Annotated in this window: 14 protein-coding genes; 2 read left to right on the plus strand and 12 right to left on the minus strand. The window is 39.9% G+C overall.

What is annotated here, in order from left to right:
- Positions 1-67: 67 nt before the first annotated feature.
- Positions 68-832, minus strand: a complete 765-nt coding sequence (locus tag BUC06_RS13625) for an MBL fold metallo-hydrolase (RefSeq protein ID WP_073334559.1) — start codon at positions 830-832, stop codon at positions 68-70.
- A gap of 89 nt (positions 833-921) precedes the next feature.
- On the opposite strand from BUC06_RS13625, the gene BUC06_RS13630 reads away from it, so the two are divergent.
- Positions 922-1,239 (plus strand): winged helix-turn-helix transcriptional regulator, encoded by a 318-nt coding sequence (locus BUC06_RS13630; RefSeq protein WP_073334560.1) that lies wholly within the window; start codon positions 922-924, stop codon positions 1,237-1,239.
- Here the strand turns inward: BUC06_RS13630 and bioA are convergent.
- The 5 genes from bioA to BUC06_RS13655 all read right to left on the minus strand — a co-directional run bounded on the left by bioA (position 1,193) and on the right by BUC06_RS13655 (position 5,973).
- Positions 1,193-2,518, minus strand: a complete 1,326-nt coding sequence (bioA, locus tag BUC06_RS13635) for an adenosylmethionine--8-amino-7-oxononanoate transaminase (RefSeq protein ID WP_073334561.1) — start codon at positions 2,516-2,518, stop codon at positions 1,193-1,195. The two genes, BUC06_RS13630 and bioA, sit on opposite strands and share 47 nt — an antisense overlap.
- An 86-nt stretch (positions 2,519-2,604) precedes the next feature.
- Complete coding sequence (gene bioB, locus BUC06_RS13640) at positions 2,605-3,591, minus strand: biotin synthase BioB (RefSeq protein ID WP_073334562.1); 987 nt, start codon at positions 3,589-3,591, stop codon at positions 2,605-2,607.
- A 2-nt stretch (positions 3,592-3,593) separates the two neighbouring features.
- Positions 3,594-4,208, minus strand: a complete 615-nt coding sequence (gene bioD / locus BUC06_RS13645; RefSeq protein ID WP_073334563.1) for a dethiobiotin synthase — start codon at positions 4,206-4,208, stop codon at positions 3,594-3,596.
- A 48-nt stretch (positions 4,209-4,256) separates the two neighbouring features.
- Complete coding sequence (locus tag BUC06_RS13650) at positions 4,257-5,357, minus strand: aminotransferase class I/II-fold pyridoxal phosphate-dependent enzyme (protein WP_073334564.1); 1,101 nt, start codon at positions 5,355-5,357, stop codon at positions 4,257-4,259.
- Positions 5,350-5,973 carry a hypothetical protein gene (locus BUC06_RS13655; protein WP_073334565.1) on the minus strand — a complete coding sequence of 208 codons (624 nt, stop codon included), beginning with the start codon at positions 5,971-5,973 and terminating at the stop codon, positions 5,350-5,352. Before BUC06_RS13655 ends, BUC06_RS13650 begins: the two co-directional genes overlap by 8 nt.
- 65 nt (positions 5,974-6,038) lie before the next feature.
- On the opposite strand from BUC06_RS13655, the gene BUC06_RS13660 reads away from it, so the two are divergent.
- Positions 6,039-7,526, plus strand: coding sequence for an aminotransferase-like domain-containing protein (locus tag BUC06_RS13660; RefSeq protein ID WP_073334566.1), 1,488 nt, complete (start codon positions 6,039-6,041; stop codon positions 7,524-7,526).
- A 1,232-nt stretch (positions 7,527-8,758) separates the two neighbouring features.
- Here the strand turns inward: BUC06_RS13660 and BUC06_RS13665 are convergent.
- The 6 genes from BUC06_RS13665 to BUC06_RS13690 are packed head-to-tail and all read right to left on the minus strand — an operon-like array spanning position 8,759 to position 17,224.
- Positions 8,759-9,943, minus strand: a complete 1,185-nt coding sequence (locus BUC06_RS13665; protein ID WP_073334567.1) for a PepSY-associated TM helix domain-containing protein — start codon at positions 9,941-9,943, stop codon at positions 8,759-8,761.
- Between the two features lies 1 nt (position 9,944).
- Positions 9,945-12,383, minus strand: coding sequence for a TonB-dependent receptor (locus tag BUC06_RS13670; RefSeq protein ID WP_083564073.1), 2,439 nt, complete (start codon positions 12,381-12,383; stop codon positions 9,945-9,947).
- Entirely contained in the window at positions 12,370-13,758 is a 1,389-nt protein-coding gene (locus tag BUC06_RS13675) for an AMP-binding protein (protein ID WP_073334568.1), read from the minus strand. Before BUC06_RS13675 ends, BUC06_RS13670 begins: the two co-directional genes overlap by 14 nt.
- Before the next feature lie 4 nt (positions 13,759-13,762).
- On the minus strand, positions 13,763-14,008 hold the full coding sequence (locus BUC06_RS13680; RefSeq protein WP_034730354.1) for an acyl carrier protein: 246 nt from the start codon (positions 14,006-14,008) through the stop codon (positions 13,763-13,765).
- A 1-nt stretch (position 14,009) separates the two neighbouring features.
- The gene (locus BUC06_RS13685; RefSeq protein ID WP_073334569.1) at positions 14,010-15,413 is read right to left on the minus strand and encodes an MATE family efflux transporter; all 1,404 of its coding nucleotides are present in this window, start codon (positions 15,411-15,413) and stop codon (positions 14,010-14,012) included.
- A complete protein-coding gene (locus BUC06_RS13690) occupies positions 15,410-17,224 on the minus strand; it encodes an IucA/IucC family protein (RefSeq protein ID WP_073334570.1) in 1,815 nt (604 codons plus the stop codon). The genes BUC06_RS13685 and BUC06_RS13690 overlap by 4 nt, the downstream gene beginning before the upstream one ends.

Genomic DNA, 17,224 nt, shown 5'->3' on the forward strand with positions numbered 1-17,224 from the left:
TGGCTTCGGGAACTTAATCCACCAGGGAAAACTAAAAATTGCCGAATAATTTTGAGGTCTTCAGAATTTAATCTAAAGGATATTCTTCACCATCCTGTACAACAAAACACCTTTCCTGAAGTCCGTTTTTAATAATTTCCTCCTGAATAAACTTCCGGTCTTCTTTGCAATGGCTTACAGCTTCCAGATGAGTGACCAAAACGGTGGCCTCCGGTGCATACTCACAAACCTTAATGATATCCTGACTGGTCATAATGATAGGATCTCCAACTGCAAAAGTTGCGGCTCCCCCTGCAACCACAATATGCTGTGGCCTGTACTTATCAATTTCTTCTGCAATTCTTTCGTACCAGATGCTGTCACCCACGATATAAAGCGTTTTTTCTTCCGTTTTAAAAACAAAGCCATTGACTTCTCCCATCTTCTCTCCGATTTCTCCGGTTCCGTGCTGTCCTTCTGTAATGGAGATGCTGATATTTTCCCAGATGATATGATCTTTAACGGAAATTATATTCTTAAAACCAGATTGAGCGATCTGTTCCGAAATGACTTCAGGGCAGATCAGAGGAATATTTTTATCCAAAAGTTCAACTGCTTTGGGATCCCAGTGATCGGGATGAAGATGAGTGACAGCCACGGCATCTATTCCTGAAAGTTGATCTTTTAATTCCTCTTCACTGAATGGAAGATCAACCAAAGGATTGAGCAGTTCATTATCCGTCATTGGAAATTTCCCCAGAGAACCTTTTGCTCCAAGCATCGGGTCGATTAAAATATTTTTGTCTCCGATTTGGATTACTAATGTGGCATTGCGCCATAATTTCAGTTTCATTTTGCTTAATTTTGTCCTGCAAAACTATGGCTAAATCAAGGCTCAATAATAGACGGTTACCAAAAGGTTAACCATAAAAATATTTGATAATGAATTTTGAAGAATTTAAAAACTGCGGACTCAGACGTAGCCTGGATATTCTTTCCGGAAAATGGAAACCCCTGATTCTTCAGAATCTTTTTGAGGAAGAGCAGGTACGATTTGTAGAATTGTGGCGAAAAATGCCCAGAGTTTCAAAGAAAGTGCTTTCAGAGCAACTTAAACAGATGGAGGAAAATCAGATGATTCAACGGATTGAAGTCTATAATTTTCCTCCGGAAGTGTATTATAAGCTTACTGACAGAGCCCGTAAATTAGGTCCTATTCTTGACCAGCTGCATGAATGGGGAAATGAACTTGATTCTTAAAAGTGTCCAGCACCTCCAGAATATTCCGGTAAGTAAAGTCCAGTTCTTCTGCAGTAATGCAATAAGGGGGAACCAGATACATTACATTTCCCAGAGGACGCATAATGATTCCACGCTGTAAAAATTCATCGTACAGAACTTTTCCCACCTCGTTAAAATAAGATGTATGCTGATCTGTTTTAAGCTCAAAAGCCAGAATTGTTCCGGTCTGGCGTACATTTTCAACATTCGGATGCTGTTCAAGAATGTCCGTAAAGTCAGAATGCTGTCTGCTGATACGATCAATGGCCGCTAATGTTTCTTCCTGTAATAAAAGTTCCATGCTGGCCAAGGCCGCAGTACAGGCTAATGGATTGGCGGTAAAAGAATGTCCGTGAAACAGTGTTTTGTATTTGTCATCGGATAAAAATGCATTGAAAATCTCCTGTGAGCAAGTGGTAATTCCCATTGGCATCGTTCCTCCGGTGAGGCCTTTTGAAAAGCACATAATATCCGGTATTTCTGCAAGATGATTGGCGGCAAAAAGTTTCCCTGTTCTTCCGAAACCTGTGAATACTTCATCCTGGATCATCAGGATTTCTTTGCTTCTGCAAAACTTCATCAGCTCATCCAGATGTTCAGCCTCATATATCAGCATGCCTGCTGCACCCTGTACCAGAGGCTCATAGATAAAACAGGCCGTTTCCTCTGCAATTTCACTGATCTGAATTTTTAAGCTTTCCAGATTTTCTGCGTTGGGCGTATCGATAAAAACCACCTCAAACAGCATACTTCCGAAAGGTTTTGTCCAGACACTTCTTCCGCTTACGGACATCGCCCCGAACGTATCACCATGGTAAGCATTTTTAAAAGCAAGAATCTTGGTTTTTTCTTTTCCTGAATTATAGGCATACTGAATACACATCTTCAGGGCCGCTTCCACTGCCGTCGAGCCATTATCCGAATAAAAAACCTTTTTCTGATTTTTCGGAAGCAGGTTCAATAAATTTTCTGACAACTGAACAGCCGGTTCATGCGTAAATCCTGCAAAAATAACCTGTTCCAGAGTAGTCAGCTGCTGATATACCCGCTCGGCAATGTAAGGATGGGCATGACCGTGCAAAGTCACCCACCACGACGAAACCGCATCGATATACTTTTTACCATCGTCGTCAAACAAATAAACGCCCTTACCTCTTACAATAGGAATGGCATCTCCGGCCGTTTTCATTTGGGTATAAGGATGCCAGTTGACGTTTTTGTCTCTTTCCGCAAGGAGGGACTGTATTAATGTATTCATCTTTTTTAGAAGTTAGAAATTAGAGATTAGAAGAAGGAAGCTCTGCAAGCCAAATCGTGGCCCGAGCCTCGTATCGAGAAACAAGATTAGCAACAGCTACTCTCCTTCATTTTCATCGGCTTCAGACCCAATTTTTCCAGCATCTGCATATCTTCGGAAACGCCCGGATTAGGAGTTACCAATAAGGTTTCTCTTTCTCCTGTGAAGATGGAATTGGCTCCGGCCATAAAGCACCAGGCTTGTTCTGTTTCGTTCATTTCAATACGTCCGGCACTTAATCTGACCATTGAAGAAGGCATGACAATTCTTGCCGTGGCAATCATTCGTACCATTTCCCAGCTGTCTACTTTTTCGTTATCCTCGAGCGGCGTTCCTGCTACCCTTGCTAATGCATTGATTGGAACAGATTCCGGATGTTTCGGCATCGTTGCTAACGTTAAAAGCATTGAAATTCTGTCTCTATGTGTTTCTCCCAGTCCTATAATTCCTCCTGAACACACTGTTATTCCTGCATTTCTTACATTATTAATCGTATTAATTCTATTATCAAAAGTTCTGGTGGAGATAATCTCTTCATAATATTGTTCGGAAGTATCCAGATTGTGATTGTAAGCATATAAACCGGCTTCCTGAAGACGAATAGCCTGCTCTTCGGTGAGCATTCCTAACGTACAGCATACTTCCAGTCCAAGTTCATTCACTCCTTTTACCATATCGATTACACGGTCAAAATCACGGTTGTTGCGGACTTCACGCCATGCTGCAGCCATACAGAAACGGGACGATCCGCTGTCTTTTGCTTTTTGAGCGTGAGCAATAACGGTTTCTGTCGGAAGCAATGCCTGTACCTTGATGTTGGTGTGATATCTGGCTGCCTGGCCGCAGTACGAGCAGTCTTCAGGACATCCTCCTGTTTTAATGGATAGTAAGGTGGAGATCTGTACTTCAGTCGGATCATGCCATTCACGGTGGATGGTGGATGCTTTATAAATCAGTTCCAGCAGAGGCTGATGGTAAATTTCTTCTATTTCTTCTTTGGTCCAGTTGTTTCTGATGCTTGTTTTTTTGTCCATTATCATAAATTTGTTTTTGTTAATTGTTCTGCGGCAGCTTTAATGCTGACTTTGGTTGGCTGGTCGATTTCAGGAATGTAGATGATTCTGGTTTCTCTTTTAATAAAATTACAGATCACTCTTTCAGTATCTGGAGGAAAAGCTCCGTTGAAAATCAGGTATTCCAGCTTGAGTTTTCTTTGTTTTAAGGCCATGATGGAAAGTAAACTGTGGTTAATACACCCTAAATAATTCCTGACTACTAACGCTACAGGAAGATTAAACCGTTCTATAAGATCTATCATAAAAATCTCATCCGTAAGCGGGACCATAAGCCCTCCTGCTCCTTCCACGATTAGTTTATTACCTGTTTTGGGAAGCTGAAACTTATTTAAATTGATTTCTATATTTTCTTCCCTGGCAGACTGATGCGGAGATGCAGCCAGTTGAAGACGGTAGGTTTCCGGATGACAGACGGTATCCTCTGTCCATGACTCTATTTTATGGCTGTCCGTATTATCAAGGTCTCCTGACTGCACAGGTTTCCAGTAATCTGCTTTAAAATATTGTGTTAAAACGGCAGAGCATATTGTTTTTCCTACTTCGGTGCCAATTCCGGTGATAAATAGTTGATTCATTTGAGATTACAAGTTGCGGAGTTGCGGGTTTGGTGTTATTGACTTGTTTTAAATAAATTCTTTAATAATTCTCGTTAGTTCTACAATGTCCTCTTCTGTATTGAAGCTGTGGAAACATATTCTGAGTCTTTCAGTTCCTGTTTTTACGGTGGGACTGTAGACGGCATAGGTTAAAAAGTCATGATCCGATAATGTTTTCTGTAAGTTTTTTAATTGCTGATTATCAGGAATCAATACAGCCTGTATAGGGCTCAATTCTGAAGATGGGGTGTCTATATTTTGATTTCTGAAAATGCTAATGTTTTGATTAAGCTTTTCTGACAGCTCAGGTTTTTGTTTTAAAAATTCATAACCTGTTTGGATAGCCATCCATAGAAAATCCTGTGCTGCTGTGGTATAGATAAAAGGAGACGCAAAATTCACCAAATAGGATTTCACTGTTTCATCACAAAGAATGGCTGCGCCATGGGCTCCCAAAGCCTTTCCATAAGTTATTACTGCAGCAAAAACATCATGATGTAAATCGTATTTCTCAATCAATCCATATCCGAAAACTCCGAAAGCATGGGCTTCGTCTACAATCAGTGAGGCATCATATTTTCTCGTTAAAGCCGCAATTTCCTGAAGAGGGGCGAGATCCCCATCCATTGAATACAGACTTTCTATAGCAACATAACAAGGTCCGGTCTGCTTTTTCAGCATACTTTCCAGATCTTCTGGATCATTGTGACGGAATTTTAATTTCTTTGCATGAGACATCCTGCAGGCATCATGTACAGAACGGTGGATTTGTTCATCCACAATAATCGTATCATGACGGTCCGACAGTGTAGAAAATAGAGCCAGATTGGCATTATACCCGGAAGAAAAAAGCAAAGCCGCAGGATATTGATGCTGTTGGCCAATATAGTGCTCCGTTTCAGTCGCTGTATTGCTGTTTCCGCTGATCAGTCTTGAACCGGAGCTCCCGGAAAGAAGTGTAGGATTTTCCTGAACTTTCAGAAGCAGTTGTGCCTGAAGTTCTTCATTTCCTGCCAGGCCAAGATAATCGTTGGAATAAAAATCAATACCATTAAGTTTTGGCTTTAACGTTCTTAATATTCCTACTTCCATTCTTTTATCGAGGGCTTCCTGAAATTTTTTAAGCATAGTCTAATTGGGAAACTTCTTCAGCTATAGCATTGATCCACTGATCATGCAGTTCTTTTTCTATCGTCAGGATATTTTCTGCATGCTGGTTCCAATCCGGAGAAAATTCATTGAGCTGATTGATCATTTCTTCAAGATGTCCCTCTTCTTCCAGAATAATGGATTTCACCATAATCCTCGAAGATGCTTTGGTCAGAATATCCTGATACACTGGATATAATTCATCTGCACGGACTTCAATAGCATAGGTTACAAAAAGGTAAGCTGCATATTTCAACTCTTCCTTATTCAGAGTAAATACAGTTTGAAGATACCTGCAAGCCTTTACATCCAATGAATGAAGATACTGTCGGGTCGCAATTGGAGCAAGAAGTTCATCTGCTTCATAGGTTTTACACCATTCGGGATCTATTTTTCCTATCTGTTTTTTCAGATAATAAGCGTGACGGTGTTCTTCAGCAGCATGTTTCAGCTGGATCAGCGTAACGGAAACCGGATGCTCACACTTAGAGATCTTTCTGGCTCCAGCATTTTCCATGAACGAAAGCGTGTTCAGCCATTTGGCATGGATTACGCCATCCTGTACAATTCTTTCAAGCAATGGTTGAAATTCCATAGATTTTTATTTTGAATCAAAATTAGTATATTGCCGGACCACTAATAGGTGCCAGTTTTAATATTATGGATAGTCCGGTTAAGATCCCTTATCAAAGTTTTATAGAAATTGACAGAAATTCAGAGACTTCGATCTATATGCAGATTGCCAATCAACTGATTAATGCTATTCAAAGGGGCTTTTTACCTTATGGCACCAAGCTGCCGGGAACCCGGACATTCAGTGAAGTTCTGGAAATTCACAGGAATACTGCCGTAGCGGTTTATGATGAATTGTCTGCACAGGGTTGGGTAGAAAGTCTTCCGAACAAAGGAACTTTCATCATCGGGGAAAATCAGGAAAAGCCTGTAAAAGTTAAAGACTTTGAAAAAAACAGTCTTCAGAATTATCCTGAAACCACAGGTTTTTCATTTAAAACTTCGAATATTTTAGACAATCCTTTTGAACATTCAGACTGCGAGTATGTTTTTAATGATGGAGTTCCGGATATCAGGTTGACTCAGATCGGGCAACATTCAAGGTTTTACAGTTCTATTCTGAAACGGAAATCCAACCAGAAAATGCTTGGACATTACAATCACGACGGAAGTGAATTTTTTAAGGAACACCTTTCACACTACCTTAACCTATCCCGCGGACTGCCTATTTCAAAGAACAATCTTCTTATTACCCGAAGTACGGAAATGAGTATTTATATTGTATCTGAAATTCTACTGTCTGCCGGAGATACGGTATTAGTCGGAGCTTTGAGTTATTTTTCTGTGAATATGATTTTCCAGAAAGCGGGTGTCAATATTGTATCTCTGCCCATAGATGAAGAAGGAATTATCGTTGAAAATGTCCGGGAAGCCTGTAAAAAGCAGCAGATCAGAATGCTTTATCTCACGCCGCATCACCACTATCCCACTACCGTTGCTTTAAGTGCTCAGCGACGACTTGAACTGCTGGATCTTGCCCATGAGTATGGTTTTATCATTCTTGAAGATGACTATGATTATGAATTTCATTATGACAAAAGCCCTATTCTACCCTTAGCAAGTGCGGATACGAAAGGAATGGTTATTTATATCGGATCTTTTGGGAAATCGCTGGCTCCGGGGTTCAGAACCGGATTTATTGTCGCTCCGGAAAATCTGATGGTTGAGATGAGGAAATATCTCGGAATCATAGACCGTCAGGGAGACATTTTAATGGAAAGAGCTTTGGGTGAAATGATTGAGGAAGGTGAAATACATCGGTATCTGAAAAAATCTTTAAAGGTTTATCAGGAAAGACGGGATTATTTTGCAGAACTGCTTGAAGAAAATTTACACGGATTGATAAAGTTCCAAAAGCCATCGGGAGGTCTTGCTTTCTGGCTGGAATGGAATATTCCGGTCAATCTGATGCAACTGAGCCGGAACTGTGCGCAGAATAATTTGTTTATTCCTAAAACATTACTCTACCAGACGAAAGATCTTACAGCGATGAGGCTGGGGTTTGGAAATCTCAACTTTGAGGAAATGGAGAAGAGTATTGAAATTCTTTCTGATCATACTAGAAAGCTGCTATAATATAATTGTTATAAATTTCCCACAGATCCCACGGATCACGCAAATAATTGTTTTTTATGAATCTGTGAAATCTGTAGGATCTGTGGGATAAAAAATATACTTACTGTAATTTACCACGCAAAGTTTTATGTTTGACACTTTTCATTTTAAGTATAGAAAAAGTTGATCAATAAGTTGATCTGATGAAGCGAGAAGATTTGCATAACAGAGTCATTACAAATAATTGATATGAAATTTCCCGCAGATCCCACGGATCACGCAGATAATTGTTTTTTATGAATCTGTGAAATCTGTAGGATCTGTGGGATAAAAAATATACTTACTGTAATTTACTACGCAAAGTTTTATGTTTGACACTTTTCATTTTAAGTATTGAAAAAGTTGATCAATAAGTTGATCTGATGAAGCGAGAAGATTTGCATAACAGAGTCATTATAAATAATTGATATGAAATTTCCCGCAGATCACACGGATCACGCAGATAATTGTTTTTTATGAATCTGTGAAATCTGTAGAATCTGTAGGATCTGTGGGATAAAAAATATACTTACTGTAATTTACTACGCAAAGTTTTATGTTTGACACTTTTCATTTTAAGTATTGAAAAAGTTGATCAATAAGTTGATCTGATGAAGCGAGAAGATTTGCATAACAGAGTCATTACAAATAATTGATATGAAATTTCCCGCAGATCACACGGATCACGCAGATGATTACGTTTTTATGAAGCTGTATGTAAGCAAAAAATATCAACCACAAAAGTCACAAAAGTTTTCCTGAAACACTTAAGTTTATTTAAAGTTTAAAAGCTTATCGTAAAAAAGTACACTTAAGTTTTTGTAAAATCTATGATTTTCTTTACCATAACAGGAAAATCTGCCTGATCTTTTTAATCTGTGAGAATAATATTTTAAACCATTAAGCATTATTAAGCTTTTAAGAATATTAAGTTTTAGCTTCGCTTTAAGATCTACAACTTAAAAAAATCTTTGATTTTTCTTAACTAATCTTATTATCTTCATTTATCTTAATGTTTAAAAAAGTTTAGGGCGAGAATAGACAACCATATTAATGTCCGGAGGAAATTGATTTTAAATGACAGAGTTAAATTAACCACAGATAACACTTATTTTCACAGATGTTTGCGTTTTGTGAATCGGCAAAATCTTGAGATGTAAGGGATAAAAAAAGTGTAACGGTCAGGTTACACTTATCTGTTTTTTTTTGTTTTTTTAATTTGTGGAGACCACTACCTTCACGTTCTTTTTCTTGGGTTTCTTCTTTTTTCTGTTCAGATAAATAATAAATCCTGTAATAGGAAGTGAAGCCGCAATCATGCCTGCAAAAAGATATACAATCCGGCCTGTCATTCCAAAGATGCTTCCTGTATGAAGGTCATAATTTCTTTCTCTTAAAGCAGTTCCATATCCGATGTTCCTGTCTTTATAGGATTGATACTTTAAAATTGCACCGGAGTACTGATCAAAACTAAACTGCTCATTCTGGTATTGCTTATCACCATAGGTTACCTCAGCATAATAAGTTCCTTCTTCTGTTTTAGGGAAGCTGATGAGTGCAGATTTTTTATCAGCCAGGCTCTTTTCTACCCTGTTTCCTACAATATTCAAGATGCTTTTTTTGTCTGAAGACCCTTCGGAAGGAATGGTACTTTTAGCCTTCTGTTCAGTTTTAGTTTTTCCGTTCAGTGTTTTTTTTACCCATTGGTCAACGTCTTCAAAATTCCATATCAATGCTGCGTATGAAATAAGGCATAAAGGAATAACGGCATAAAATCCCAGGACATTGTGCAAATCATAATTGATTCTTTTCCATTTAGCTGATGTTTTAATGAGAAACATTCCTTTCAATGCTTTCTTATTCATTTTACGCGGAAACCAGATCACCAGTCCTGAAAAAAGCATGATCGCTAATATCAGTGTAGAGTATCCGGTAATGGTTTTACCAATTTTTTCACCCAATAAAAGCCTGCGGTGAAGATCCATCACGATCTCAAAAAAATCATTTTTGGCATTTTCCACCTCAAGAACTTTTCCGGTGTAAGGATCCACATAAACCCTGTAATAATGAATATAAGAACCCCAATACGTCAAGGCCTCCTTATCCATTTTCAGGGAGCGGAACGCATAGCTTCTGGATGGATCTGAGGATATTTCTACCCTGCTTACCTTTAAACTGTCCGGAAGTGCCTGCTCAGCTTTTAACTTCAGGTCAGAAAACTGCAGTTTTTCTTTTTTTATGGTTTTGACGAAATATTTCTCCGGGTGTATGGCATGTTTCAGTTCTTTTTCAAAAGCGAGAATACATCCTGTCACCGCCATTATCACAACGATAAGCCCGGACGTTAGTCCGAGCCATAGATGTAATTGATAGGCTGTCTTTCTGAGTATAGAATTCATATTAAAACTTAAGAGTAATCTCCGCCACAAAGTTACGAGGCATTTGGGCTACTATAACACCCTGTCCTGCGAAATACTGCGCATTTCCTAAATTATTCATTTTAAATCCTAGTCTGTATCTTTCTTTTTCAAGAGATACGGAAGCGTTCACTAAAGTATAAGCCGGGAATATAAACTGTCCGGTAGCTGAGTTGTCTACACTAATCTGCTCACCCACACGGTTCACCCCAAAACCTAATCCGAGACCTGAAAGTCCCTGGATCGGTAATATATAGCTTACCCATGAATTGAATACATTAGCCGGACCTGAAGATGATGGACGACGTCCATCTACATTGGCAGCAGCTTTTACAAATTTACTGTCATTATAAGAATATCCTGCCATAATGTTCAGACCCTGAATCGGGTTCAGGATGGTTTCAATTTCGATCCCTTTACTTCTCTGTTCTCCGTCCTGGATGGTCACATTATAGCTTGTTCCGCCGCGGGTCACAACATCTGCTCTTAACATATTGTCGACCAGAATATCATAATATCCTACTGTAAAATTCACTCTGTTTCTCCAAAGATTTCCTTTGAATCCCACTTCCCACTGATTAGATCTCTGCGGTTTGAAATCTCCACTAAAGTCTGCAAGCGGCTGAGCAACCGGAGCTACATTACTGAAACCATTCATATAGTTAGCATAGGCAGACAGACGGTCTTTGAAGATCTGATAGGATAAACCAAGTTTTGGAGACAACGCATTCTGGTTGAATGTCCCCGTATTCGTATTCTTAACCAGATCAAGCTGGCCTTTGCTTTCGTAATGGTCAAAACGTAAACTTAGCAAAGCAACCAAACGGTCTGTAATGTATACCGCATCGGAAATATAAGCGCCATAAATATTGCTTGATGCCGTATTTCGTACTAAAGGTGCTGTAGAAGTTTGAATTTTTTGTAACGCTAAATCTTTAGTTATATTACCATATGTTCCTGTTATTGGCAGTTCCACTGGCGCTGTAGGATTTCTGGGATCAATGTAATCAAAAACAACAATTGGAGAAAGATTATTGTTCAAAGACTGGTTTAAATAATCTAATCCTACAAGAACCTTATTTTTTATTTTTCCTATTTTAAATTCTCCGTTAAAGTTCTGCTGAATACTGGTAGACGCTCCTTCACCATTCTGCCACTGTACATTCCGTTCTAAAAGATTATCCGTTTTTCCTCTCATGAACTGATACTGATAGAGTCCTTCCGTTTTTCTGTAGTTTCTTGAGATCAAAGTCTGAGAACTCCACTGATCTGAAATTTTATAATTAATCTCAGCTTTTACATTGATGGAAGGTGCTTTTAAAGTCATATCATTATTGGAATAAGACTTTTTCCAGTCATATCCAAGCTCATCTGGAGTGGTTGCGACGAATGCCCTGGTTCTTGGTAAAAAGATAATCGGCGTATTCGTTCCTTCATAGGTGTAAATCTGAGCTCCCAAATTAAACTTTAACCGGTCATTCACCTGGTAGCTGAATGTAGGCGCTACAAACATGGATTTTCTGAACTCGGAATCTCTGAATCCGTTCTGGTACTGATAGGCAGCATTCAAACGGAATAAAGTCTTCCTTGAATCCGTGATTGGCCCGTAAACATCAGCGGTCACACGGTTCAGGTTATAACTTCCCAAAAGATAAGAAGCTTCTCCACCGAAATAATCTTTAGGCTTTTTCGTTACGACATTAATCAATCCTCCAAAAGAATTAACCGCACCTCCGTAAAGCGTTCCGGAAGGTCCCTTGATCACGTCGATACGCTCAACATCCGCCGGATCAATTTCAGAGTTGGTGGTTGCAGGAACACCATCTACCATAGAAACCCTGGTAGGAAAACCTCTTAAATTGTAGTAGAAACTTCCGTCTCCCGCTCTACCCGCACTTCCCTGCATTTTTACAATACCCGGGACGTTTTTTAAAGCGTCCGACATATCATACACCAACTGCTCTTTCAGGATCTGCTGGTTGATGCTTGTGTACATTTGGGGATTTTCAATGTTTTTCAAAGGCATTTTAGAGATCGAAGTACTGTCTCTGTCCAGAAATTTATTTCTGCTGAACGCATATACGGTAATGCCTTCGATCACATTGTTTTCTGTCTCAGGATAAATTACCGGAATTTCAAAGACATCTTTTTCAATACGGATCTGCTCACGCATTAATTCAATATCATTTAAAACCACCTGAAGCGTATATTCTCCCGGTGGCACATTATCAAAATAGTATTCTCCCAAACTGTTGGTCTTAGCCTGATACGGCGTATTGACTAATCTTAAAAGTGCATTCTTCACGGGCACTTTTTCAGACAACATGATCTTTCCGTTGACGCGTTCATTCTGCTGGGCAGAAACAAATAACGGAAGACCGACAAGAAATAAAAGTAATATAGGGGTTTTAAATATTTTCATGCTGTAAGTTTTGTAACAGGGGATAGTTGATTTTGCCGTTTTGTGATAATGGAAATGATTCTATGTGCTCGGTGTGTACATACTGCGGATTAATGCGCAACTTATTTTTAATAGTTTCTTTAATAGTTTGAGGATCAATTTCGATATTGTCATACAGAACAATGATTTTTTCATCATTGCCGTTCAGACAGACTACTGTATTGCCTTCCAGTTCATTCTTAAGGATAAACTCTACCTCATCCAGGTTAAGACGGATCCCGAAAAGCTTCATGATCCTCTTGATTCTTCCTGTGATATAATACAGTCCGTTCTGCCCTCTTCTGCCTGTATCTCCTGTATGAAGAAGCTTCGGCTGTTCATAGGTAGAAAGATCTTCAAGTTTGTTGGCATACCCTCCACTGATGCTTGAATGTAAAAAGAGCAGTTCATCCGTTTCAGGATCGATCTGGAAGCTTCCTCCGTGTACAGGAGTGCCAATAGACGTTTCCTCTTCAAGAAGACCATCTGTGGTAAGATAAGCCATTCTTCCGCCTGCTTCGGTTTGTCCGTACTGAGCGAAAAACTGTTTTTCAAATTCAAGGCAGTAATTGAAGATAGTTTTCCTCAATTCAGCATTGATCACCCCTCCCGTATGGGTCATGTATCTCAGACTGGTACTGTCTTTTCTGAAGAATCCGATTCTGTTCAGGTTTTCGTACAGATAAGGAACGCCTCCCAGCGTACTGTAGCCATACTCTTCCATTTCATCCCAGAATGCTTTCTGCATAATGTCCTTGTCTGTACAAACGATTCTTCCCGCCCGCATACAGTTGGTGGTAAAAATAGAAAAACCGTACACGAAATTAATCGGTACGTTGAGCGGAACTACATCAGATTCCAGGATAGGCATGTATTGAAGGATGCTTACTGCATTCTGATAAAGGTTTTCATCTGAAAGCTTCACCAGCTTCGGAACTCCGGTGGTTCCGGAAGTACTTAAAAGGATCTTGATGTCAGGATGAATCGTCACTTCCGGCTGGTAGTCTTCCTTAGCAAAGATTTTCACCGTTTCTGAAAACTCCTTTAACGAATATCCCTGAACCTCATCTCTTGCAGGGTCGAAGATATATTTGGGACGGTATTCGGCTTCCAGACGTTCTTTAAATTCCGGATGAAGTTTCTGTCCCAAAACAGCAATAGCATGCGCGGTTCCATAGAAATTGAGGAGGACTTCAATACTGGGCACCTGATTGTCATTGTACAAAAAGATCAATCCTTTTTCTACAGGATTGAGGCCTAAAGAACGGTACAGTGTTCCTACCGGCGTGGAAGCACCGGTGGAAGCATCTGTAAACAACAAGTTCTTGTTGGCAATTACATTTTCTAAAATTTTCATATACTTAGTTTTCTACGAGTACATCGTATTTTTTCATTTTTTCGCGGATCTTTCCGACGGTTCCCATTTCAAGGATGTCGTTAAAGTCAAACTTGACCCGGTAGAACTGCTCCAAAGCTTCTACAATAAGCAGATGCGACATGGAATCCCACTCAGGAATCTCCTGATAGGTAAGGTTTTCATCTACTATTTCTTTTTTCACAGCGATTGCTGATGCGATAATTTCATAAAATTCGTCTGTTGTGTGCATTTTAAATTTTTATAGTTTTCCATTTACCATTTTTGAAGATCATGAGGAATAAGACAGCCAGTACGATTTCCGAGGAAACAATAGCCGTAAATATTCCTTTCAGTTCCCATTGAAGCCTTACGCCAAGCAGGTAAGCCAAAGGAAGCTGAATCACATAGAACATGATCATGTACAGCAGGGTCACCTGCATAATATTACCGGCCGCATTAAGGGCACGGCTGATCACCATTGTAAAGCCTAATAAGAGATAAGCCATAGACACCACATGGATGTACTGTACGGCGTATCTGGCTACCTCGGCTTCTTTGGTGAAGAACGTCACCACATATTCTGCAGCAAACTGCCAGAATATAGCAACAGCTATCAGATAGGTCATATTGATCCCTCCTGCTCTCCATACCGTTTTCTCTGCGCGATCCGGGTTTCCGGCTCCTAAATTCTGTCCTGTAAGAACCCCTGCAGCATTTCCTATTCCCCAGGCAGGCATCGTTGCCACAGAAGCAATTCTTTGCGCAATAATGTATCCTGCAAGAGCAGTAGTCCCGAAGGTGGCGATGATTTTAACCATGATCAGCCAGCTTGAAGCAGGAATAATATACTGAACCAACCCGCCAAAAGTAATTTTCAGGATTTTCTTAATTAAAGGCAGGTCAAGATGAAACTTGACCAGAATATTCACACTGGTTTTGCGTGTAAGAAGAATAAAGAACTGATATAAAACCGCCAGTAACCGTGATAATATGGAGGCATACGCCAATCCCATTAATCCGTAAGCGGGAATAAAACCCAATCCGAAAACAAGAATCACGGCAAAGATCATACTGGAGATATGACAAAGCCAAAGCGACTTCATCGCCAGATCTGCATCCCCTGCTCCTCTGAAAAGACCATTGATAGACAGACGCAGAATCACCAGACCGATACTCAGAAAGACCAGCTTGGAAAAAGGAAGTCCGTTCTCTACAATCCCTGTATTGAATCCAAGGAAACTAATGATCTCGCCCGCAAAAAGGAATGACAGACCGCCAATCAGTAATGCAAAAGCAGCAGCCAGCAATATGATATAATGGGCCGTCCGGCTCATCCCTTCCTGATCTTTTTCTCCGGCTCTCCTGGCCGTAAGTGTTGCAGCAGCGATACCCAAACCAATGGCAATTGCATTGGCAAAATTGATATAGTTATCTGCAATTCCCACCAGTCCAAGGACCTTGTCTCCTAATTTTGCAATAATTAAAAGATTGATACTGACAAAAACAGATTCCATCACGAGCTCCATCACCATCGGAATGGCAAGGCTGAAGATAGAACGATTGATACTCCCTGAGGTAAGTTCTACTTTTTTTCCCGCTAAAGCTCCGTACGCAAATACAGAGCCTTCTTTTACAAGATGCAGAAACTTTCTCATACCGTCGCTACAGAGTTTTTATTCGCAATCTGATACAAAGGATTTGGCAGTGCACCGTCTTTCTTTGGAATAGCAAATGCTTTATTTTCACTGTAACCGTTGTTTTTCAAACGAAGACTGTTGATATAGAACCTTTTGAAGGTAGGAACATACAGATCATACTTTTCATACCGCTCATTCAGATGAGGATTATGGTTTTTGTAGTTTTCTATACAAGCGTGAACAAGGGTCCAGAAGGTCTCTTCCTGAAAATTGGAATGGGTATGCAGAACATTGGATAAATATCTGAAGAACGCATCAAAAACACCCAAAAGAATAGACAACGGAACGTTTTCCTTGTTTGAAGACTGGATGAGTCCGTCTGCCAGATGATCTGGAAGTTTTTCTCGTGCTTCTGTCGTCAGGACAATATCATCTACAAAATCTTTAATGACAATTCTCTGCGGCACTCCGTTTTTCAACACGACCATTATGTTTTCTCCGTGAGGGGTTACACAAAGAGAATGGGTGTAGTAAATGTGAAGCAGCGGTGTAAGATAGGCATCCAGATAATCCGTGATCCACTGCTGAATACTGATTCCGGCCTGTTCTGCAAAAGCCTGTACCAATGGAACTCCATTCTGATCTACAAAAAGCAGGGAAGCCATGGTAAACATTTCTTCGTCTTCCTGTAAATAATTGGAAGCACTTTCGCGCCACAAAGCTCCAAGAAATTCATTGTATTGATAAGGAACACCGGCGATAGCACTGTATTGAGGATGAAGGTAAGCAATAGAAGCTTCTTCTCCTAAAAATATGGTTCCTTTTGTTTCAAGGTAAGCGTCACCTTTGATTAATCCTTTCACCCAATCTGTAATGGAAGGGGCAATTTTCATCTGCTTTGGCGACAGTCCTCTGATGTTTCCTGTACTTAAAATAGAAACAGCGGTTTTCAGGTATCTTTTTTCAGGATGATCTGTATTAAACAAAGTCCTGATGCTCTGTTGCGGACTGTAAATATCATTTCCTTCTCCTAAAAGAATTAAAATATCGGATGCAATATCGCCTGCAAAGTGAATTTTCAGCTTATGTTCCCACTGCCATGGATGTACAGGAATTAAATTATAATCCTCAGGAGACTTTCCGGAATCAATCAACCTTTGTTGAAACACCTGATACAATTCGTCTCCAATTTCAGAACGGTAAAATCCTTCCTGATCTATGTGCTCCAGCGACTGGAACGCTGATCTGTCCTTATGAGCAGCCAGCCATAACACTTTTAAATTCTCTCCTGCTTCCGGAGCAAAGGTTTCAAGATCAGTAGGAGAAAATCCTAACCTGCTTTTGTTAACAATTACCCAAGGATGACCTGTCATCTGATGCTCTACGGTCTGGTAATTACTGGATGCGAGCTCTTTTGAAGACATAACGCCTCTCGATAATATCAATGCGTCACAGTATAACGTATGCAACAATTCTTCGGTATATCTCGCCAAAGTATTGGCATCCAGATCGAATACGGTCTGCATTTCAAGGAAGAACTGTGGAATATTCAGCGCTGAGGTTGATATACTATCCTCTATTTTTTCGATACTATCAGTATCAATATGCCAGTAATCCATCATCCTTTCCTGTCCGCGGAAAATGTATTCTATAGTTTCGATCCCTGTTTCCAGTTTGAAGACCGTAAATCCTTCTTCATCCTGTGAAATGGCAACAGGTTTTAACCGTTCTTCATGCATTAATTCTGCAATCGTCTTGGCCATAAGGTCTCTGTTGGCCTGGAGCCAGATTTCCTGGCTGATGGTATTATTTTTTAAGTGGGTGTTCAT

It is taken from the genome of Chryseobacterium carnipullorum, from assembly GCF_900142785.1.
Classification (GTDB): Bacteria; Bacteroidota; Bacteroidia; order Flavobacteriales; family Weeksellaceae; genus Chryseobacterium; species Chryseobacterium carnipullorum.